The organism is Tunturiibacter lichenicola, from assembly GCF_051013355.1.
GTDB classification, from domain to species: Bacteria; Acidobacteriota; Terriglobia; order Terriglobales; family Acidobacteriaceae; genus Edaphobacter; species Edaphobacter lichenicola_F.
The window spans coordinates 3,035,137-3,053,192 of sequence record NZ_CP132944.1 but is presented as its reverse complement, the minus strand read 5'-3'; the positions used below and the strand labels follow the sequence as shown (position 1 = coordinate 3,053,192).

At 55.9% G+C, this 18,056-nt stretch carries 12 protein-coding genes and 3 pseudogenes; 5 read left to right on the top strand and 10 right to left on the bottom strand.

Annotated features, from left to right (window positions below; translation table 11 throughout):
• The first annotated feature begins 52 nt into the window (after positions 1–52).
• Positions 53–1,096, top strand: a complete 1,044-nt coding sequence (locus RBB82_RS12950) for a YncE family protein (RefSeq protein ID WP_433970954.1) — start codon at positions 53–55, stop codon at positions 1,094–1,096.
• A gap of 96 nt (positions 1,097–1,192) precedes the next feature.
• Here the strand turns inward: RBB82_RS12950 and RBB82_RS12945 are convergent, their stop codons facing one another.
• Complete coding sequence (locus RBB82_RS12945) at positions 1,193–1,732, bottom strand: TetR/AcrR family transcriptional regulator (RefSeq protein ID WP_433970953.1); 540 nt, start codon at positions 1,730–1,732, stop codon at positions 1,193–1,195.
• Positions 1,733–1,984: 252 nt separating this feature from the next.
• On the opposite strand from RBB82_RS12945, the gene RBB82_RS12940 reads away from it, so the two are divergent.
• Positions 1,985–3,052: an IS110 family transposase gene (locus tag RBB82_RS12940; RefSeq protein ID WP_433970952.1), complete on the top strand. Its 1,068-nt coding sequence runs from the start codon at positions 1,985–1,987 to the stop codon at positions 3,050–3,052.
• Positions 3,053–3,903: 851 nt separating this feature from the next.
• Here RBB82_RS12940 and RBB82_RS12935 read toward each other — a convergent pair.
• Positions 3,904–4,863 (bottom strand): annotated as a pseudogene (locus tag RBB82_RS12935) (IS91 family transposase); the annotation flags it as partial.
• 370 nt (positions 4,864–5,233) lie between these two features.
• On the opposite strand from RBB82_RS12935, the gene RBB82_RS12930 reads away from it, so the two are divergent.
• Together RBB82_RS12930 and RBB82_RS12925 are read left to right on the top strand one after the other, a co-directional pair.
• Positions 5,234–8,722, top strand: a complete 3,489-nt coding sequence (locus tag RBB82_RS12930; RefSeq protein WP_433970951.1) for a two-component regulator propeller domain-containing protein — start codon at positions 5,234–5,236, stop codon at positions 8,720–8,722.
• 1,301 nt (positions 8,723–10,023) lie between these two features.
• Positions 10,024–10,209: pseudogene (locus RBB82_RS12925) on the top strand (ISNCY family transposase); the annotation flags it as partial.
• Between the two features lie 70 nt (positions 10,210–10,279).
• Here RBB82_RS12925 and RBB82_RS12920 read toward each other — a convergent pair.
• From RBB82_RS12920 to RBB82_RS12910, 3 genes and pseudogenes are all read right to left on the bottom strand, one after another.
• Entirely contained in the window at positions 10,280–10,585 is a 306-nt protein-coding gene (locus tag RBB82_RS12920) for a thiamine pyrophosphate-binding protein (protein ID WP_433975375.1), read from the bottom strand.
• 207 nt (positions 10,586–10,792) lie between these two features.
• Positions 10,793–11,028: pseudogene (locus RBB82_RS12915) on the bottom strand (transposase); the annotation flags it as partial.
• 294 nt (positions 11,029–11,322) lie between these two features.
• Entirely contained in the window at positions 11,323–11,733 is a 411-nt protein-coding gene (locus RBB82_RS12910; protein ID WP_433975374.1) for a cupin domain-containing protein, read from the bottom strand.
• A gap of 324 nt (positions 11,734–12,057) precedes the next feature.
• Between RBB82_RS12910 and RBB82_RS12905 the strand changes: the two genes are divergently transcribed.
• Positions 12,058–12,246 (top strand): hypothetical protein, encoded by a 189-nt coding sequence (locus RBB82_RS12905; RefSeq protein WP_433970949.1) that lies wholly within the window; start codon positions 12,058–12,060, stop codon positions 12,244–12,246.
• A 360-nt stretch (positions 12,247–12,606) separates the two neighbouring features.
• On the opposite strand, the gene RBB82_RS12900 is transcribed toward RBB82_RS12905, so the two are convergent.
• The 5 genes from RBB82_RS12900 to RBB82_RS12880 all read right to left on the bottom strand — a co-directional run bounded on the left by RBB82_RS12900 (position 12,607) and on the right by RBB82_RS12880 (position 17,480).
• On the bottom strand, positions 12,607–12,846 hold the full coding sequence (locus tag RBB82_RS12900) for an alpha/beta hydrolase (RefSeq protein ID WP_433970947.1): 240 nt from the start codon (positions 12,844–12,846) through the stop codon (positions 12,607–12,609).
• A 32-nt stretch (positions 12,847–12,878) separates the two neighbouring features.
• Positions 12,879–13,520, bottom strand: coding sequence for an alpha/beta hydrolase (locus RBB82_RS12895; protein ID WP_433970946.1), 642 nt, complete (start codon positions 13,518–13,520; stop codon positions 12,879–12,881).
• A 64-nt stretch (positions 13,521–13,584) separates the two neighbouring features.
• Positions 13,585–14,343 (bottom strand): alpha/beta hydrolase, encoded by a 759-nt coding sequence (locus tag RBB82_RS12890; protein WP_433970944.1) that lies wholly within the window; start codon positions 14,341–14,343, stop codon positions 13,585–13,587.
• Between the two features lie 20 nt (positions 14,344–14,363).
• On the bottom strand, positions 14,364–14,546 hold the full coding sequence (locus RBB82_RS12885; protein ID WP_433970943.1) for a hypothetical protein: 183 nt from the start codon (positions 14,544–14,546) through the stop codon (positions 14,364–14,366).
• Between the two features lie 270 nt (positions 14,547–14,816).
• A complete protein-coding gene (locus RBB82_RS12880; RefSeq protein WP_433970942.1) occupies positions 14,817–17,480 on the bottom strand; it encodes a sigma 54-interacting transcriptional regulator in 2,664 nt (887 codons plus the stop codon).
• Positions 17,481–18,056: the final 576 nt, after the last annotated feature.

Here is an 18,056-nt window from a genome sequence, read left to right as displayed (position 1 = left end):
CGTGCCAGGGATGACGAGAGCAGGCGTCAAAAAGGTTGAGGAGAATTGACCGATGCATTCAAGGATGTCCCGTTTTGTGTTGGCGGGTGTTGCGTTGGGAGTTGCGGTGTTTGCTGTGCCGGGAAACTGGGGTCAGGTTGGAGAGCACCCTGTGTTGCTGGCGCTCTCGAAGACCGATCACACGCTCTCGATCGTAGACCCAGTGACGCTGAAGATCATTGCGAAGATGCCGGTTGGTCCGGATCCGCACGAGGTGATCGCGTCAGCGGACGGAACGCGCGCGTGGGTCTCTAACATGCTGAACAGCCAGGGACACGAGTTGGACGTGCTGGACCTGGTGAATCACAAGGCGCTGCCGAGCATTGATACAGCGCCCATGGTCGGTTTGCATGGTCTGGACTTCCAGGGCGGTAAGGTCTGGTTTACGGCGCAGGGAGCGAAGGCAATTGGCCGACTGGATCCGGCGACCGGTAAGACGGAGTGGATCATGGGAACCGGGCAGGACTTCACACATCTGATCCGCGTGATGCCGAACGGTCGAACAATCTTCGTCTCGAACGCGCATTCAGCGAGCGTCAGCATCATCGAGAATCGCGAGATGCCGCCTGAACCAAGGCATCCTGCTCCGCTCGGACCGGCGCAGCGTGACTGGCTCGTGACTACAATTCCGACTTCATTGGGCACGGAGGGCTTCGACCTGTCGCCCGACTGGAAGGAGTTTTGGACCGCTGCGGCGAGCGATGGCAAGCTCTGGATCATCGATACTGCGCAGCGAAAGGTGGCTGCAACGATCGATGCAAAGCTGAACGGCGCCAATCGCCTGAAATTCACGCCCGATGGCAAACGCGTGTTAATCTCTATCCTTTCGACAGGCGATTTGTTTGTGTACGACGTGGCTTCGCGCAAAGAGGTCAAGCGGGTGAGCCTAGGCCAAGGGTGCGCCGGCATCCTCATGGATCCGGACGGTTCGCGCGCGTTCGTGGGCTGCACCGCAGCGAACTACGTTGCAGTGGTGGATCTGAAGACGCTGACGGTGACGAGCCATCTGGATGTGGGCGGCGGACCGGACGGTCTTACGTGGGCGACGCGACCGTGATGAGTCGATCGGCGGCGTTCGCTTTAGGCGCATGGAACGTCTACTTCTGGCCAAACACTCGCAAGAAGAAGCTTTCGCCTGGCTTACGATTTCAGCCTAACTTCGATCTTGGCCACGCGCGCAGAGCCGTCTTCGCGAGGCGAAGCACTCTTCGCGGCTGGCGCCATTGATGGCCTGGACTGCCATGCCTTGAAAAATGGCTGTGACGAATCGTGCCAGATCGCTGGCGTCTCCCGTCTTAGCTAAGTCTCCCTCTTCCTGGGCTCGTTCAAAGCGCTGGCGAAGCGCCTCCTGCCCTCGCAGCCTGAGAGCAATCAACTCCTCGCGCACGGGTTGGGACTCCTTGCCGCCGACCAGCGCTGCCTGAATGGTCATGCAGCCGCAGCGGGTGTGCTGGTTGGCGAGGAACTCCGCCGAGTCGCAGAGCGTCCGCTCGGCTACGGCGTAGGCTGTTGGCTCGCTTTGCGCGCCGCGAATGAAGGCAACCGGGCCGGCAAGGTAGCGCGCCAAGGCTTGTTCGAATAGATTCCGCTTGTTGCCGAAAGCCTTGTACAGACTTGCCGGCTGAATCCTCATCGCCGCCGTCAGGTCGTGCAGTGAAGCGCCCTCGTATCCCTTCTCCCAAAACACATGCATGGCCTGGTCCAGCGCCTGCTCCGGGTCCCCGTTGACGTGAGATGTTCTGGATACCGTTTACGAGTGAAAGCCGAAGCATTTCTAAGCTCCGCCTACGCTCGCAGGGCACTGGCGAGAGCTTCTGTACCGCGCGCTCGCACTAGACTGCGTTGTCGGTGAGTGCATTATCGCCGAGTCACGCAATATAAAAGGCGCCCACTTTGCTGTAGGTTGTGGTTATTCGTATCACCACCTACCGAAAGGAGCGCCGTTATGAGCCAAGAGAAATATATCGGCATGGACGTCCACCAAGCAACGATCTCGGTTGCAGTCACGGATTCCCGGGGCAAGTTGATCATGGAAAGTATTCTGGAGACGAAAGCGGCCACGATCCTTGAGTTCCTCCAGGGGCTGCACGGAAGTTTATCGGTGACCTTCGAAGAAGGGACCTCTGCGGCCTGGTTACATGACCTGCTGAAACCTCACGTCACCCGTCTCGTGGTCTGCGATCCGCGCAAGAACGCCCTGTTGAAAGACGGCAGCAAGAGTGACCGAATCGATGCGCGAAAGCTGGCAGAGCTGCTGCGTGGCAACCAACTCACGCCGGTTTACCACGGCGAGCACGGGATGCGCACCTTAAAGGAACTAGGTCGCAGCTACGTGACCATTACGCAGGATCTTGTCCGGGTCATGAGTCGAATCAAAGCACTCTACCGAAGCTGGGCCATTGCCTGCAGCGGTACCAGCGTCTATGCACCGCGGCATCGCGCAGAATGGTTAGGCAAGATCCCGGAACCCGGAGTTCGTCTCCGGGCCGAACGGCTCTATCAGCAACTGGATCTGCTGCAGCCGGTGCGTCAGCAAGCGCGACGCGACTTGCTGACCGAGAGCCGCAAGCATCATGCCGTGAAATTGCTTCGCCAGATTCCTTCGATCGGTCCGATTCGTGCAGCCTTGCTGGTTGCGCAGCTGCAGACGCCACACCGTTTCCGTACCAAGCGTCAGCTGTGGGCTTACAGTGGTTTCGCGCTGAAAACCCACGACAGCGGTGAGTACCGCTATGTCAGAGGGAAACTGCAACGAAACCAGGAGCGCATGACCGTGCGCGGCCTAAATAACAACCACAATCCCGAGGTGAAGAATCTCTTCAAAGGGGCTGCGATCTCCGCTAGCACTCACCCTGGCCCTCTGTACGATTTCTATATTGCTCTTCTTGAGAAAGGGATACGACCGACGATGGCGCGTCTCACCCTGGCACGAAAGATTGCCAGCATCACTCTGACGATTTGGAAGAAAGGAGCGGATTTCGACGCCACACAATTGCATCGGCAAGAAGCTTGAGCGTCTCTGATGAAGAGGCCTTTCCATCTCCGGCGATTCTCTCTGGTGGTGGTCAGTCGGGTTCTCGAGACGCTCGGTTCGAGGTGAGTATCAGTCAATGAGTTTGGCCCTGTGTGCTTCGGCACCGAGTCACTGAGTCACGCTATGCCTCCTCGGATAACCAGAAATAGCGATAGGCCACGAGCCTCTAATAGAACCATGGTTGACACCCAAATACCAAGGCCCGCTTGCGAAGTCTAAGACTCGATCGGCGTCGTCACCACTGGAAGATGAAAGCCACGGATATGCAAACAAGCCACAAAGGAACCTCTCGAGCGAATCGAGGGGCACACTCACAGGCAGTGGGCTGGATCTCGAGACAAAAATCTTCTCGCTGTCCGGTCGAGGGGGAAACTTTTTTCTTGACATCCCTTTTTATAGAACTCATTGAGCTGCGCGGGCCGAGAAATCCCACGTTTGCGAGTTCGGGACGGATGACGGGCTATCCGGAAACTATCCCGTTGTGCCTGCAAAGTCTTAGTGCTGTATCTGGATCGCCCGCGTTCGACTGCTGGCGGCAGCGGCGCAGCTGGGTGCGGGCGATTCGGATACAGCGACTTGAAGGAAGCCGCTGTGTCCGGGGCCTCTGATCTATGGGTATTGAATAGGGTGGGGCTGGTTCCGGGGGAGTGAGGATGGTGGGTTGCGGCATGCAGAGGGGTCTGAAATGCGGAGTTGGGAGCAGCGAACGAGCTTCGGCCTGTCGCTTGAGCGTGGAAGACGGAAGAGCCGGAGGCGGTGAGAGCCGCTCAGGTCGCAAGCGGGGTATCGGCGCCAGGGCATGGGGAGAGATCGAGTCTCGAGTTGTTGTCTCATGCGGCACATAAATGGGTGAGGGGTGGAGAACGCGGCAGCAGTTGAGTTGCGGAAAGCCGTTCGATGACATGCATGGAGCCTCCGCAGACGGGATAGTTCCAGTAAATGGACGAGCAGGGGTGATCTGCAGCGGACGATGGCGTTCGAGCCGGGATGTCGGCAGCACGCGCGAGCGACTGGAAGCAGAGTGGCAGCAGTGCAGCGCGTCGTCGGTTGGCGAGGAAGCCGAAGTTGCGGATGCGCACGAATCCGCGCGGTAGCAGATGGAGCAGGAAGCGGCGCAGAAACTCGTCGACCGGCAGAGTCAACAGCCGCTGCTTGTTGGCGTGGGCGGAGTCTCGCCAGCGGAAGGTGACGTTGCCCTGTTCGAGGGCGACCAGTCTGCGGTTGGAGATGGCGATGCGGTCAGTGTAGCCGCTGAGATAGCGCAGCGCGTGTTCCGGTCCACCGAAGGGCGGCTTGGCGTAGACGACCCAGTCGTGGCGGAAGAGGGATCGGCGCCATCGAGCGAAGGCTCGTGGCGCCGCAATTGGGGCGAGGTCTCCATGGAACTCGAGCTTGTTGTGGCTGAAGGCGGCCTTCAGTTCGTCGTTGAACTTGCCGCGAAAGACCCGGCTGAGTGCCTTGACCGGGAGGAAGAAGGTGTGGCCTGATGGGATCCAATGCATGTGGTCGGGAGCGAGGCCGCCCGCGGCGGCGACGCAGTGGACGTGGGGATGATGTTGGAGCCGCTGGTTCCAGGTGTGGAGCACGCTGAAGAAGCCGATCTCCGCGCCCAGGTGTCGGGGATCGCGAGCGAACTCCAGCAGGGTTGCGACACTTGTATGGAACAGCAGGTCGTAGATCAGCGCTTGTTCTGGAGAGCGAGGGGAGAGCTCACGGGGCAGCGTGAAGACGAGGTCTACGTAGCGGGTGGGCAGCAGTTCCTGCTCCCGTGCCTGGAGCCAGCGCACGCGCTGCTCGCTGATCCATATCGAGTGCGTTCCCGTCTCCATCGCGATTCGCGTTCTTGGTAGATCGGTAAACCACTTCTCGACCTCCTGGGGGTGTCGTTCGATTAGTCTCCTAGGAAGCAACACGATTGTTCATTCATTGAATGCAATACATGAGTGGCTTCGTTTCTTGCCAGACTTGTGCTACTAGGAACATGTAATAGCGACTTGTTTTTTACCTCCATACGATAGACCATGCCAGACCCGGACGAGTCGCTCTAATGCTGAAAAATAGGCTTTTCTAATGTCGTGGTACTGACGGCAAAAAGACAACGCCCACCGCCTGTCGGGATTATTGGGCAAGCGAGTTCAATCGCCTGGGAGTGGGCGGGTGATGACGGTTCTACGAACAATGTGGGGCAAGGCGGTGGTCGTCCGAATACGGGCACGACGCGTTTTCGTGTTGGGCACCGTGTTGGCTTACTTGTCGCTGGTAGCGTTTCCCCGTGCGCTCGCGCTTGATCCGGACCGGCGGATCTCTCAGTACGCGCACACTGCTTGGCGCGTGCGTGACGGAGTCTTCGCAGGAGCACCCACCTCGATCACCCAAACTACAGATGGATATGTGTGGATTGGGACGTTAGGTGGGCTGTTGCGCTTCGACGGCGTTCGTTTCGTCCGCTGGACTCCACCCACCGGAGAACATCTTCCCACGACGGTGATCTCACTCCTGGGAGCCGCCGACGGGAGCCTGTGGATTGGAACAGCCGCTGGCTTGGCCCAGTGGAAGAACGGAAATTTGTTAAATTTCCCAGAAACAGCGGGCCGCGTGAACTCGATCTACGAGGACCGTGAGGGCACGATTTGGATGGTGCGATCGCGAACGCGGGCTGGAGCTGTTTGTAAGGTCACACTATCTGTGGCCAAATGCTACGCGCCCGAAGACGGAGTTCCACCCTATGCCGGGACATTGACCGGCGACAACTCCGGATATCTTTGGATTGGAACCAGCACCGCGCTTGTCCGATGGAAACCTGGTTCATCTACTTCGTACGAGTTACCCGGACTCAAGTCCAACGCAGCGCTTGCTGGTATAACCGCTCTCGCTGCCGCTCCTGATGGGTCTGTCTGGGCGGGGATCTTGAATTCCGGCCATGGGCTTGGTCTGCAACATTGGGTAAACGGTACATTGAGAACCCTGATCACAACGGCACTCGACGGCAGCACGTTGAAAGTCATCGCCTTGGGGTTGGACCGGCATAACGCATTGTGGATTGGAACTGAACGAAACGGCATCTACCGGGTCCACGACGGCAAGGTAGAACGTTTTCGAAGCGCAGATGGTTTATCAAGCGAGACCGCCGAAAGTTTTTTTGAGGACCGGGAAGGTAATTTGTGGGTGACCACGCCCGAGGGCGTCGACTGTTTCCGGGACATTCCAGTTGTCAACTTCTCTGTGCACGAGGGACTTACTGGTGACATGGTCGATTCCATCCTTGCGGCTCGGAATGGGACCATCTGGATCGGGAACCATTCAGGTTTGGATTATTTGCGTGGGGACGTCGTTTCATCCATCGGTCCAAAGAATGGATTGCCGGGCAGCCGTGTGACGTCGCTTCTCGAAGACCATGCTGGACGGCTTTGGGTCGGGTTGGATAATGGATTGTTTGTTTACGAGCGCGGCAGGTTTAGACCCATCCGGCGTCGCGACGGAGGTACCATTGGGGTCGTTTTGAGGATGATCGAGGACGTGGATAGCTGCATTTGGGCCGTAGTCGTTCGCACTGGCCCCGGAAATCCAGGAGGACTGGTCCAAATTCAAGATGGCAGATTCGCCACCGAAATTGCAGATGAGAGGCTGGGTATTCCAACTTCGCTGGCGGGCGATCCCGAAGGCGGCCTCTGGTTGGGATTGCTAAAAGGCGGCCTGGCCCGGTATCGGAATGGCCAACTGCAGATCTTTCCCCTCGAGAACACAAATGCTCAAGTTTTACAGGTACTGGCAAACTCGGATGGTTCCGTGCTGGCAGCAACCACCGATGGCCTTGTCGAACGGCGCGGTGAAATTCAGTACACGCTCGACCACCATAACGGCCTGCCCTGTGACCGAACCTACGCGTTGGTTACAGACAAATACTCCAATCTTTGGCTGTATACCGAGTGCGGTCTGATATTGATCAAATCGGACGACCTGCAACAGTGGCGTAGACACCACGACCTAAAGGTAAGGTTCGATTTGTTCGATGCGTACGACGGCGCCCAGCCCTATCTCGCTGATTTTAAGCCACGTGCAACACGATCAAACGACGGGCGCTTGTGGTTCGCGAATGGAACTGTGGCTCAGATGATTGATCCGGACCGGTTGTTTAGAAACTCCATCCCGCCGCCAGTTCATATCGAAGCAGTGATTGCTGATCGAAAGAGTTATCCGTCTCAAGACGGCCTTCGTCTCCCGGCCCTGACGCGTGATCTCGAGATCGACTATACGGCCCTGAGCTTTGTCGTTCCTCAGAAGGTGCAGTTCCGGTACAAACTGGATGGCCATGATCGAGAGTGGCAGGAACCTCAAACCAGGCGCCAGGCTTTTTACAGTAATCTGCGGCCCGGCAACTACCGGTTCCATGTGATGGCCTCCAATAATTCTGGTGTCTGGAATGAAGCAGGGGCTGAACTCGATTTCAACATCGGTCCCGCCTACTATCAGACGACCTGGTTCCGCTTGTTGTGCGTGGCTGCGTTTCTGGCGTTCCTGTTGGGGCTGCATCAACTCCGAGTGCAACAATTGCGGCGGGAGGAAAGAAACTTTCGCGAAGCCTTTGAAACCATTCCGGCGATGGCGTGGATCGGTGGACCCGATGATGTCATTCAATTTTTGAATAGACGCTGGGTTGAGTACACCGGGTTGTCGCAGTTGGAAAATCCGACGGAAATCAGGAAAAATGCTATTCATGCCGACGATCTGGATCGAATTGAGCGACGACTGGCCGCGAGCATTGCCAGTGGTGAGCCGGTCGAGGAGGAGTTGCGCTTCCGCCGCACCGACGGGGAGTATCGGTGGTTTTTGAGCCGCCTCGTGCCGCTGCGGGACAAGCGAGGAAAGGTCGTGAGATGGTACGGTGCGGCGACCGACATTCAAGATCGCAAGCGTGCGGAAGAGCTGCAGGCAGACCTTGCACACACCAATCGGGTCACCCTACTCGGAGAACTGGTCGCCTCCATCTCGCACGATCTCGCACAGCCCATCACGGCCACAACCAATAATGCCAAAGCATCTTTGAATTGGCTCCAGCGCGACCCGCCCGATCTGACGCAAGTTCGCAAAGGGACGGAAAGAATCATCGAGGCGGGTACCTTTGCCTCGGAGATCATCAACCGTCTGCGATCGTTGTACCAAAAGTCCCCTCTCAAACGGGAGTTGGTCGCGATAAATGAGGTCATCGGCGAAATGGCCAAGATGCTGCGGGGCGAAGCCAACGGGAATGGCGTTTCGATTCGTACGGACCTTGCCGCCGATCTTCCCAAAATCACGGCGGACCGCGTACAACTGCAGCAGGTACTGATGAACCTCATGCTGAATGGTAACGAGGCGATGAAGGATACGGGCGGCGTGCTTACGGTGAAGTCGCAATTGGGTGAGGACGGCCAGATCCAAATTTCTATTCATGACACAGGGCCCGGGCTGCCCGTGGGCAAGGCCGACCAGATATTTGACGCATTCTTTACGACGAAGCCGCAAGGCAGCGGCATGGGCTTGGCAATCAGTAAGTCGATCGTCGAATCGCATGGCGGCCGGATTTGGGCCAACAGCGGGCGTGGCGCGACTTTCCACTTCACCTTGCCAACGGCTCCCGCGGAAACAAACCCTCCCGTGGATGCAGCATGATTAGGCATTCCGCAGAGTGGGTACGCGGGCCCAGTCGGCGTCATTTGATGCATAATCTCCAACTCATTCACAAACAGTGCGGACACCAGACTTTCCAGATTCTGGGTTCTAGGCGGATTACGGGCAAACCGCACCTTACTGCCTGTTGCTCCGACCGGAGTCGCATACGCTCGAGGAGCGCTGGATTTGGCGATCGAGACCACTTCCATTCAAGTGGCAAGATTGGGTTGTACCGGACGGCAGGATTTCATCGTATGGGTGGCAGGATAGTAGTGCATCGGGAATGCAGCCAGTGGCAGCATAACGCTGCATTCAGTGGCAGCATTTCATTGCAACCAGCAGTAGTATCCAGCTTGGGCCGATGGTCGACCGAACAATCTTTGTTGGACCGATTTCAGCCCGGTGGCAAACTTGACCTTGAATCTCTTTTAGCCTTTCCTGCACTGTCCGTTCAAGAAACATCCGGAGAACGCATGGCAACGTCGAATATCTCCGCGGAGCCCAAAACGAATCCTCGTGCATGGCATTAGAGTTCACCTGAAATATTGTTCTCCAGTCCTTTGTGATTTGTCGCCAACTTCAGCCGTTGTGAACGCGCCGTGCCGGGATTTTCTAGCCTTCTAAAGGAATTGCGCAGCTACCTTTTACACGAAATTGCACCGGCGGTGAACTAATATGGATGGGATTAGAAGGTTGTCCTGAGCTGCAATAGGAGGTGGGACAAGCGTGCTCTACCCTATAATCCCCACGCGGCGTATGGGAGGGTCACAGGCGCGAAGCCGAATGAGTCTTCTTACCACCAAGGTGTGGCGCCCTCAACCAGTGCACGATGAGAGCGGGTTTCAACTACGAGTCCTTGATTTCCATAAAACACCCGCCGGATCGGATCTTTGGTCCGGACCTCGCCAAGTTCGCGGCCGTCTGGCGTAAACCATCGCAATGATTTCGGCTGCAGTAAGCCAAAGCCTTTATGGGCGATCACTAGCTTTCCTTGGTCGAATACATCAACGAGTGCCTGCAACCTGTCGCCACTCAGAACGTATAGACGCGTCGCAGTCAGAATGTATAGGTTCGTAGGTGTCTCAGAAATTTGCTTTGGCACAGTTCCAATCGTAAACACGCACTGGACGCCCGCGTGGATCGACTTCGAGAACCCGGCCGCTATAGCTAGCTAGAAAGCTATTGAGCCCTTCGTGTGCGAAGGCCGACGCGTAGATCCAATCGGCACCAAGAGAACCGCCAATTTGGAGAGAGATAGTCATCGTGACGGATTGTCCGCCACGAGTGGGGACTGTGAGCCGTGCACGCTCTTGGTCTTCATCGACGATGCGACTAGCCGCCTGATGCAGCTGAAGTTCGTTCTGAGCGAAAGCATGGATTCCTACTTCTACGCGCTGCGTGGATATCTGGAAGCGCACGGTGCTCCTGTTGCGTTCTACTCCGATAAACACACAGTCTTCCGGCAGAACCGTGAGGCGAAGGGCGGACAACCATCTCTTCGCTCGGAACGATCGCCTTGCCTGCCTTTGACCGCAGCGCTTGGCCTGCACCTGATCTTCAATGTGACACCCCGCAGCGCCTGCGCGAATCAGTGAACGTATGGATCGTGCAATATTGAGGGCGCCCTGGCTGCGAATGGCAATCAAAGAGTCCGTTAATAAGGTGGAGGATTCCAGGACCACAACTGCCGGCACAGACAGCTATCTCGTTCGTAAGATGTGCCTCGGCCCCTGCCGCAAAGGCGGCCACTTCCTCATGGCGCACGTGTAACCATTCAATCTTGTCGCTCTTGCGGATCGTATCCGTCATGCCGTTTAATGAATTGCCGGCGACTCCATAGACCCGCTTGACACCGGCTTCTATCAGCGTCTGAACCAGTACTTCTGCCAGCCGACTGCACTGGCGGCAAAAAGAATAGGTTCAAGGAACGAGTCCCTTGGGCACCGTGCACCAGAGTGGCCTCAACATCGGCGGTGGCCGATGGCCCCATCATGAAGCATCCGAATGCCGTTTCATCGAGTCGCACTCTTAGTCTTTTCTGAGTCGAACCGTTTGTCGCTGAGAGCCTGTTCACGATGTTTTGAGAAGTAGGACTAGGAAGGCGAGGTGAACGAACTGCAAGCTGGTATTGAGCCTTCGTTCGCAGTTTTTCCACAGTCTTCGGTTCTTTTCCAGCCAAGCGAAGGAGCGTTCGACCACCCAGCGTTTTGGGATTACAGCGAAGGTGTGGAGTCATTACGCTTGACGACCTGGACGGTAGCATTCAAGGCCTGCTTTACGCCATCAGCAAAGGGTTGATCTACCCAAATGTAAAGTGTGGGAAGCCCTTGGCTCGCGCAATACGAAAAACTGACCTGATTCCTCGATGGCAATCAATTGCTTTATGTCGTTCGTGTATTGGGCGTCCATGAGCTTAAAGCGTAGCTGGAATTCGGAAATTTCGTCACGCCTTGCGCTAACCTGCTCTGTAATGGGCACCGTCCGCCGATCTACCATCGGACGGCGCGCCAAAAGCATTAGAACTGTTCCTGAGTACAGCTTGCAGCGTGTCTAATTTGCAGCATTGTCTTATCAGGCTCCAGATCGGCGCCGTGTCAGCCTCATTGAGCGGGGAGGGGGAACTGTGGCATCTGTTGCACGATCTCCTCCGAGGAGAGAATGTGGATTCCATACTTCTCGAAGATCTCTATGGTTTTCGTGAGGTCCATGGTTGCATAGGTGAAGACTTCATCGGCTGGAATCTCCATCTTTTGTGCCGGGGCGTTCATTTCGTTCACGGCACTGTAAAAGCCGCCTGGCGTAATGAGCACTAGCACTTTGGCCACGGGAGATTTGAAATGGACCGCATGGGGTACGCCCTTGGGCAAAAACAACCCCGCGCCGGTTTCCACTTCAAAGACCTCAGTTCCGACATAGCCGGTGAGCTCTCCTTCAAGAACATAGAAAAACTCGTTTTCACGAGAGTGAACATGCGGAGGTGGCTCGGTTCCTTTTCGCGCCTGCGTGATCACCAAATCGTAATCTCCGCCTGTGTCCTGCTGCCCTGCAAGTTGACTAATTAAGATTCCCTTGTACCAACTCGAGTTTCGCAGGGAGGGTGAGCTCTTGAAGGCCTTTGGTGCGAGTAATCGCGTGTTCATAGTTCCTTTCGTATGGATGAAGCTTATAAGTTGTTTGCGACAAACGCCGCGCAACGATAGCGGACAAAGACCTTGAGAATTTTAGCCACCTACCTTCAATTGTGAACAACGTTTGTCTGAGATCGGAGAGGTCAGTTCCATTCTCCTTCCCGACTGAGAAGGGCAATTCCCACCCGTGAAGCAAGAAGCCCGACCATGATGCCAACGGCAGTGTCGGCAAGTCGCAGAATGGGCTGTATCCAGGCTGGTCCCGGACTTATTCCGGCTACAACGAACACCACAGCGGTCGTAATGGGAATGGCCAATCAGACACAAAATGACGGTGCCGATCCAGATGAGCGCGACCATCCCGAAGACATTGAACGGGAAAATGAGAAAGTATAAGAAGCAGAGTGCGAAACTAAGGAATATCGCCAGCGTCCGCGATATCGCCGCGCTACCGCTCTGGAGAATTCTGTATCGAAACACAAAGATCGTCGCGATCACTGCCCACATGCCTCCAAGCAGGTCATTCTCGCGAGATACAGAATACTCGCGCGCAAGGATGTTCGTGATGAGCCAATAGCTGATGAGGCAGGAGATTGCGAGCATGGTTCAAAGCCTACTTCCCGGCCTATACGCGACAGTCCGGTTCCAGCGACGACAGCCTCATTGTGTGTGGATTCCATCGTTTTACTCCTCATTGGATCCAGATGTAGCGCAGATGGCCACATCTGGCGTAATGGCTATGATCCACACCACGAACTAAGCAAGCGTCTTTTGAAAGAAGTCGGAAAGCTTAGCAACGGCTGGGACCACATATTCGGGCTTGTCATAGAGGTCAACGTGGCTCGCGCCCTCGATCCAAACTAGCTCTTTGGGTTCTTTGGCGCGTTCGAACGATTCTGTCCCCATCCATTTCGTCACAGCTTTCGTGCCGAGAATAGACAACAATGGGCGAGGCGAGATCATATCGATAAACCGGAAAGCGTCGAATGTAGCCATCTTGTCGACGCTGTTCCAAGTCATGGCTTTCATCAAACGCGGATGTTGCGCGCGCGGGCTGATGTAGTATTCCCAGCCGTCAAATAAGTGCTGCCCCCCTGCTCGCGCCTGCGCTTCGGTACTCGGAAAAGCTCAAACCTCTGTATCTCTCCTCCCTTGGCTTCAGCAGTACGGGCCTTCGCTGCAGCATCCAGCATCCCTTGAAAGACGGCGGGAGGCTGGCTGCCCTCCGCTCCACAGCGGAACTGCGCCGCAATATCTACCCCGCTTACCGTGGCAATTGCTTTGATTCTGTGATCGGCGGCTGCTGCCGCCACGGCATAGCCACCAGAGGCGCATATCCCGAGCGCACCGATATGGTCGCCATCCACATCGGGACGAGTCTCCAAGTACGAAACAGCGGCCTTGATGTCCTCAACACGTTGGGCTGGGTCTTCAAGTCCCCGAGGCTCGCCGCCACTCTCACCCTGATAGGCTGCATCGAAGGCCAAGGCGATAAATCCTGCATCCGCCATGTGCTTTGCGTAGAGCCCCGCCGTTTGCTCTTTCACGCCGCTTCCTGGATGACTAATTACGATAGCGGGCACACGCGTGCTCTTCTTGGAATCGGGAGAGTAAAGAATACCCGCAAGTTGAATGTTGCTGCCGGATACAAACTTCACATCTGTTTTCATGGTTACCTTTCCCCTTGCTGAATATGCACGAGCTGGGTGTGTGGAGTCTCTTGCGGAAGCCCAACTACTTCGAGACCGCACGGGCCGCACTCTCGATTACATCTGCAACTTCCTTGGGGTGCGATACATAAACGCAATGACTGGCCCCTGCGACTTCGAGCATGTGGCTATGAGCTCGCTTGGCGTACCAGCGTTCAAGGTCAGGGTTGATGGTCCGATCGCTTCCCGCCACGAGCATCCAGCTCGGTTTAGTTCTCCAGGCGGCCGTAGTGATGGTCGCTGAGAAATTGCTCGCAAAGTTGAGGACCTGCGAGCGCGCCATGAAAGCGGCCTGCTCCCCAGAAAGATCGGCAGCAAAGTACTCATGAAACTGCACAGGATCGAGGTACGTGAAACCATCTGCCGTCTTTTTCAGCGCACCAGATTTCCCGAGGTCACTCGGAAAGCGCTTCCCGTCGTCTCCTTCGTTTTCCCCAGCGTCTGGCATGTGCGCTGCAATGTAAACCAATCCGGCAACTGATGGATCCGTGCCTGCTTCCGTGATCACAGATCCCCCATAGCTGTGGGCGACAAGAATGCTCGGTCCGTCTTGCAGCGCGAGAATCCGCTTCACCGCGGTCACATCATCTTGGAAGGACGTCTCCGGCTCTTGGACGATGCTCACATTGAAGCTGTCCTTGACAAGAATGTTATAGACGTCTTCCCAGCCCGAACCGTCCGCCCAGGCGCCGTGAACGAGGACGATATTTTTCACTGCTGACTGCTGAGCTTGTAAGTGTGGTGTGCTCGATAATGCCGCAGCACACAACATCGTCGCGAACACTGCACATTTATTGACCATACCTATTTCCGATGTCCTTTTCTGTTCAGCTTTGCAGAGCGTTTCAAAATCCCGGGGAACTGTCCTTGCGGTGAGGCTTTCGTCCAGCGAGTTCGACTGATGCCTTCCCCCATCGCTAAACGGAACTTCATGGTCGCTCTCAACCCCTTGAAGATCTCGCGGACGCTGTCTGATGTAATTTCCATCTGAATCGCTCCTTACGTTTGGCCACTTTCTCCTGCGCTTTCGCCTTTGAATATGCAGGCGTCATGCCAATTGCTAAGATATTGAAAAGAGACAGCGTCACCATCAGACTCATGCTTCACGCACAGCAAAATGACGAGCGTCCGGCAGAACGTACTGGAAACGAAGACTGACCGGCGAAGGGTGGCCTTACATTTCGAAGTGGTCTGGTCTAAGAAGGGAAAGAGAATCCGATGGCAGGAGGCGCTCGTCGTAAGCGAGAGCCGGCCCGCTTAGAAGGTTTGACGTTCCCCGTACTTGTTGATTCTGAAACGCCTGATCTTCGATTCGAGCGTCTGCCGCGGAATTCCGAGTTTTGCAGCCGCGCCTGAAGGTCCGGAGATACGGCCATGGCACTCAGCAAGAGCAGCTTCGATCAACTCTACTTCACGATCTGACAGCGTCGAAATCCCTTCGCGTGGCTGCCGAGACTCTGGCGATTCCAATTTAAGCCAGCTCTCATCAACGAAGAATGTGTCCGTTTCACTGAGAATGACCGCCCGTTCCACGACATTTTGTAATTCACGGATATTCCCCGGCCAGTTGTAGGCCGTTAACCGCGCCAGCGTTTGCCTACAGATGTGTAGGATCGTCTTGCCGGCTGCCTTGGCGTAACGCCCAAGAAAATATTCGACGAGCAATGGAATATCCGCCGTTCGCTCCCGAAGCGGTGGAGCGACAAGCGGAACAACATTGAGTCTGTAGAAAAGATCCCGGCGGAAGGTTCCGGCAGCAACGGCAGCAGGTAGATCTGCATTTGTGGCTGCTATTAGTCGGACGTCTACTGAGATCGGATGATTACTTCCCACTCGCTCAAACTCGCGCTCCTGCAGCACGCGCAGCAGTGCGACTTGAGTGTCCATAGGGAGATCGCCGATTTCATCGAGGAAGAGCGTCCCGCCGTCAGCGGATTCAAACCTCCCCACACGTCTCTGCAGGGCGCCCGTGAAGGCGCCTTTCTCGTGCCCGAAGAGCTCAGAGGCAATCAGCGATTGAGGGATGGCGGCGCAGTTCACGCGGACGAAGGCTCTCGTTGCGCGGTTCGATCTCCGATGAAGCGCGCGCGCGATCAGTTCTTTACCCGTTCCGGTTTCGCCAAGGATGAGAACCGTCGAATTCGACGGCGCAACTTTCGCCACCTGCTTCAACACCTGTCGCATGGGTTCGCAAGAACCGACAATCTCCTCAAACATCGAGAAGTGATCGATTTCTTCGCGCAACGCAACGTTCTCGTTTTGGAGGTGCCGCTCAGCTACTTTGCGATCCTCGATGTCTGTTCCCGTCGCATACCAGCGCACGAGGTGTCCCTGTTCGTCGCGGAAGGGATTATAACGAAGGAGGTACCAACGATACTTGCCGTCTTTTCCGAGAATCCGCTGTTCGCCCCCAAACGGAACACCATTTAAGATCGCGTGATGCCTTACTTCTCTGAACCTCTCAATGTCGTCAGGATGAATGACGCGATAGGGGGAACCTTCCGCCTGCATCTCCTCAACCGACAAACCGGTGTACTCGAGTCCCACTCGATTTACATAGATCGGTCGACCATCGGTATTCAGAACGACGATGATATGCGGGATAGCATCGGTAATCCGGCGAAGTTCGTGCTCATCTTGCCGATTCTTCTCCTCTGCCTGTTTGCGCTCCGTGATATCTATATTGGTCCCAACAAATTCGACGACATCGCCCAACTCGTTCAAGACAGGATGCCCGGTGGTATGAATGTGCTTTATAGCTCCATCGGGAAGAACGATGCGGTAGTCCGCTGCATAGCTCGTTTTCTGAATTTTGGATCTTTCGAAGAGCTCCAGCATGCGCTTCTGATCCTCGGGATGACTCCTGCTAAACCACAATTCAAAGATCGACTTGTCCTCATCAGGCTCAACGCCGTATGTTCGAAACATTTGCGGTGAGGCTGTGACTGTACCCGATGCAAGATCAAGTTTCCAGCTACCTGTTTGGCTTATTCTCTGCGCCTCAAGCAAATATGCTTCACTGCGTCGCAGTTTCTCCTCTGCGCGTTCCCGGTCCTCTATGTCAGTGTTTATCCCGAACCATTTGACGATGTTGCCGGATTCATTGCGTAACGGGTTAGCGCGGAACAGAAACCATCGATACTCGCCGTCGAAGCGGCGCAGGCGCGCTTCGCTCTCGCCTCGTTCGCCAGAAGCCATAATGGATCGCCACGAACCAGCCAGACCATTAAGGTCGTCCGGATGAACCGCAACCGTCCACCCCCAATCTTTCACCTGTTCCGCGGAGAGACCTACATATTCAAGGTAATGCTGGTTGAAGAATTCGGCCGAGCCGTCCGGACGCGCCGACCATGCCAGCGCGGGAATCGTGTTGATGATCAGGTCAAGATTGTGTTCGCTTGCCCGTAGTGCCTCATTCCGCCGCTTGATTTCTTGCAGAGCTTTCTCGAGCGTCGTCTCTGTCTGCACCTGTTTGGTGACGTCCGTCACAGCCCCCACGAATTCAAGGTTCCCGGAAGGCGTCGCTAACGCGCGAGCTAAGACGTGGAGATGTTTGACTGAACCGTCCGGCATCAGCAAACGGTGCTCAAGATCAAAATCGTCTTTTGTCTCAATCACCCGATCGAGGGTCTGCTGCACGAGATCTCTGTCGTCGGGATGAATCCGCGACAGTATCATCTCCAGCGTAGGCTTTATTGCTCGATCGTGTTCAAAGATATTGAAGGTTTCCGCTGACCAGTCGAGTTCTCCGCTGGCAACACTCCAGCCAAAACTGCCGGTGTGGCTTAGGCTCTGCGCTACGGCCAGGAAAGCCTCGTTCGCAGAAGGATCTGTCCCAAAAGATACCCTCGTCGCCACGGCTGCAGCGCCCGGACTCGGCGCGTCCTGCGAGAATGGAGTTTCAAGCGGCAAGGTAGTCATGTTGATCCCAGCGTAAGTTGAGTCCTTTGATGAACCGTGGAGTCCGCGGACGCCACTGAGCGAACTAGGTACAGAGTTTTCATTATTAGTGAAGCTCTGTAAGTCCTTAAGTTGCGGTTTGGAACAAAACCCGTCATGCAAACAACCTCAAATGGGGGCCAGGCCACCCACTCCGCGGAGGGGACAACTCCCGCGAACTCAAATCTCGAACCGCTTCCTGCCAAAAAGGCGAGCGTCGATCGACAGAGCGCCAGGTCCCAGGAATGCGAAGGCGATACCCAGCGTTGCCATCAAGATCGTGCCTCGCGGGTGGTCAGTGCCTGTGAGAACGATCCCGATTTCACACAGTGCAACAATCGCGCCGGCTATTGGTGTCCACAAACCGACGAGTAGAAAAATTCCTGGGATGGCAGCGATTTCCTGCAGCGCAATCGATTCACGTTGTGGCACCCCCATCAATGCGCCGATGCCATCGTGAATCAAAATTAGTCCGACAACGAGCCGTACTATGAGAAGCCCCCTGCCGGGCCAGCCGTAAGGAAACATGGGAAAAAGGCGTTGCAGGAAACCCCCTTA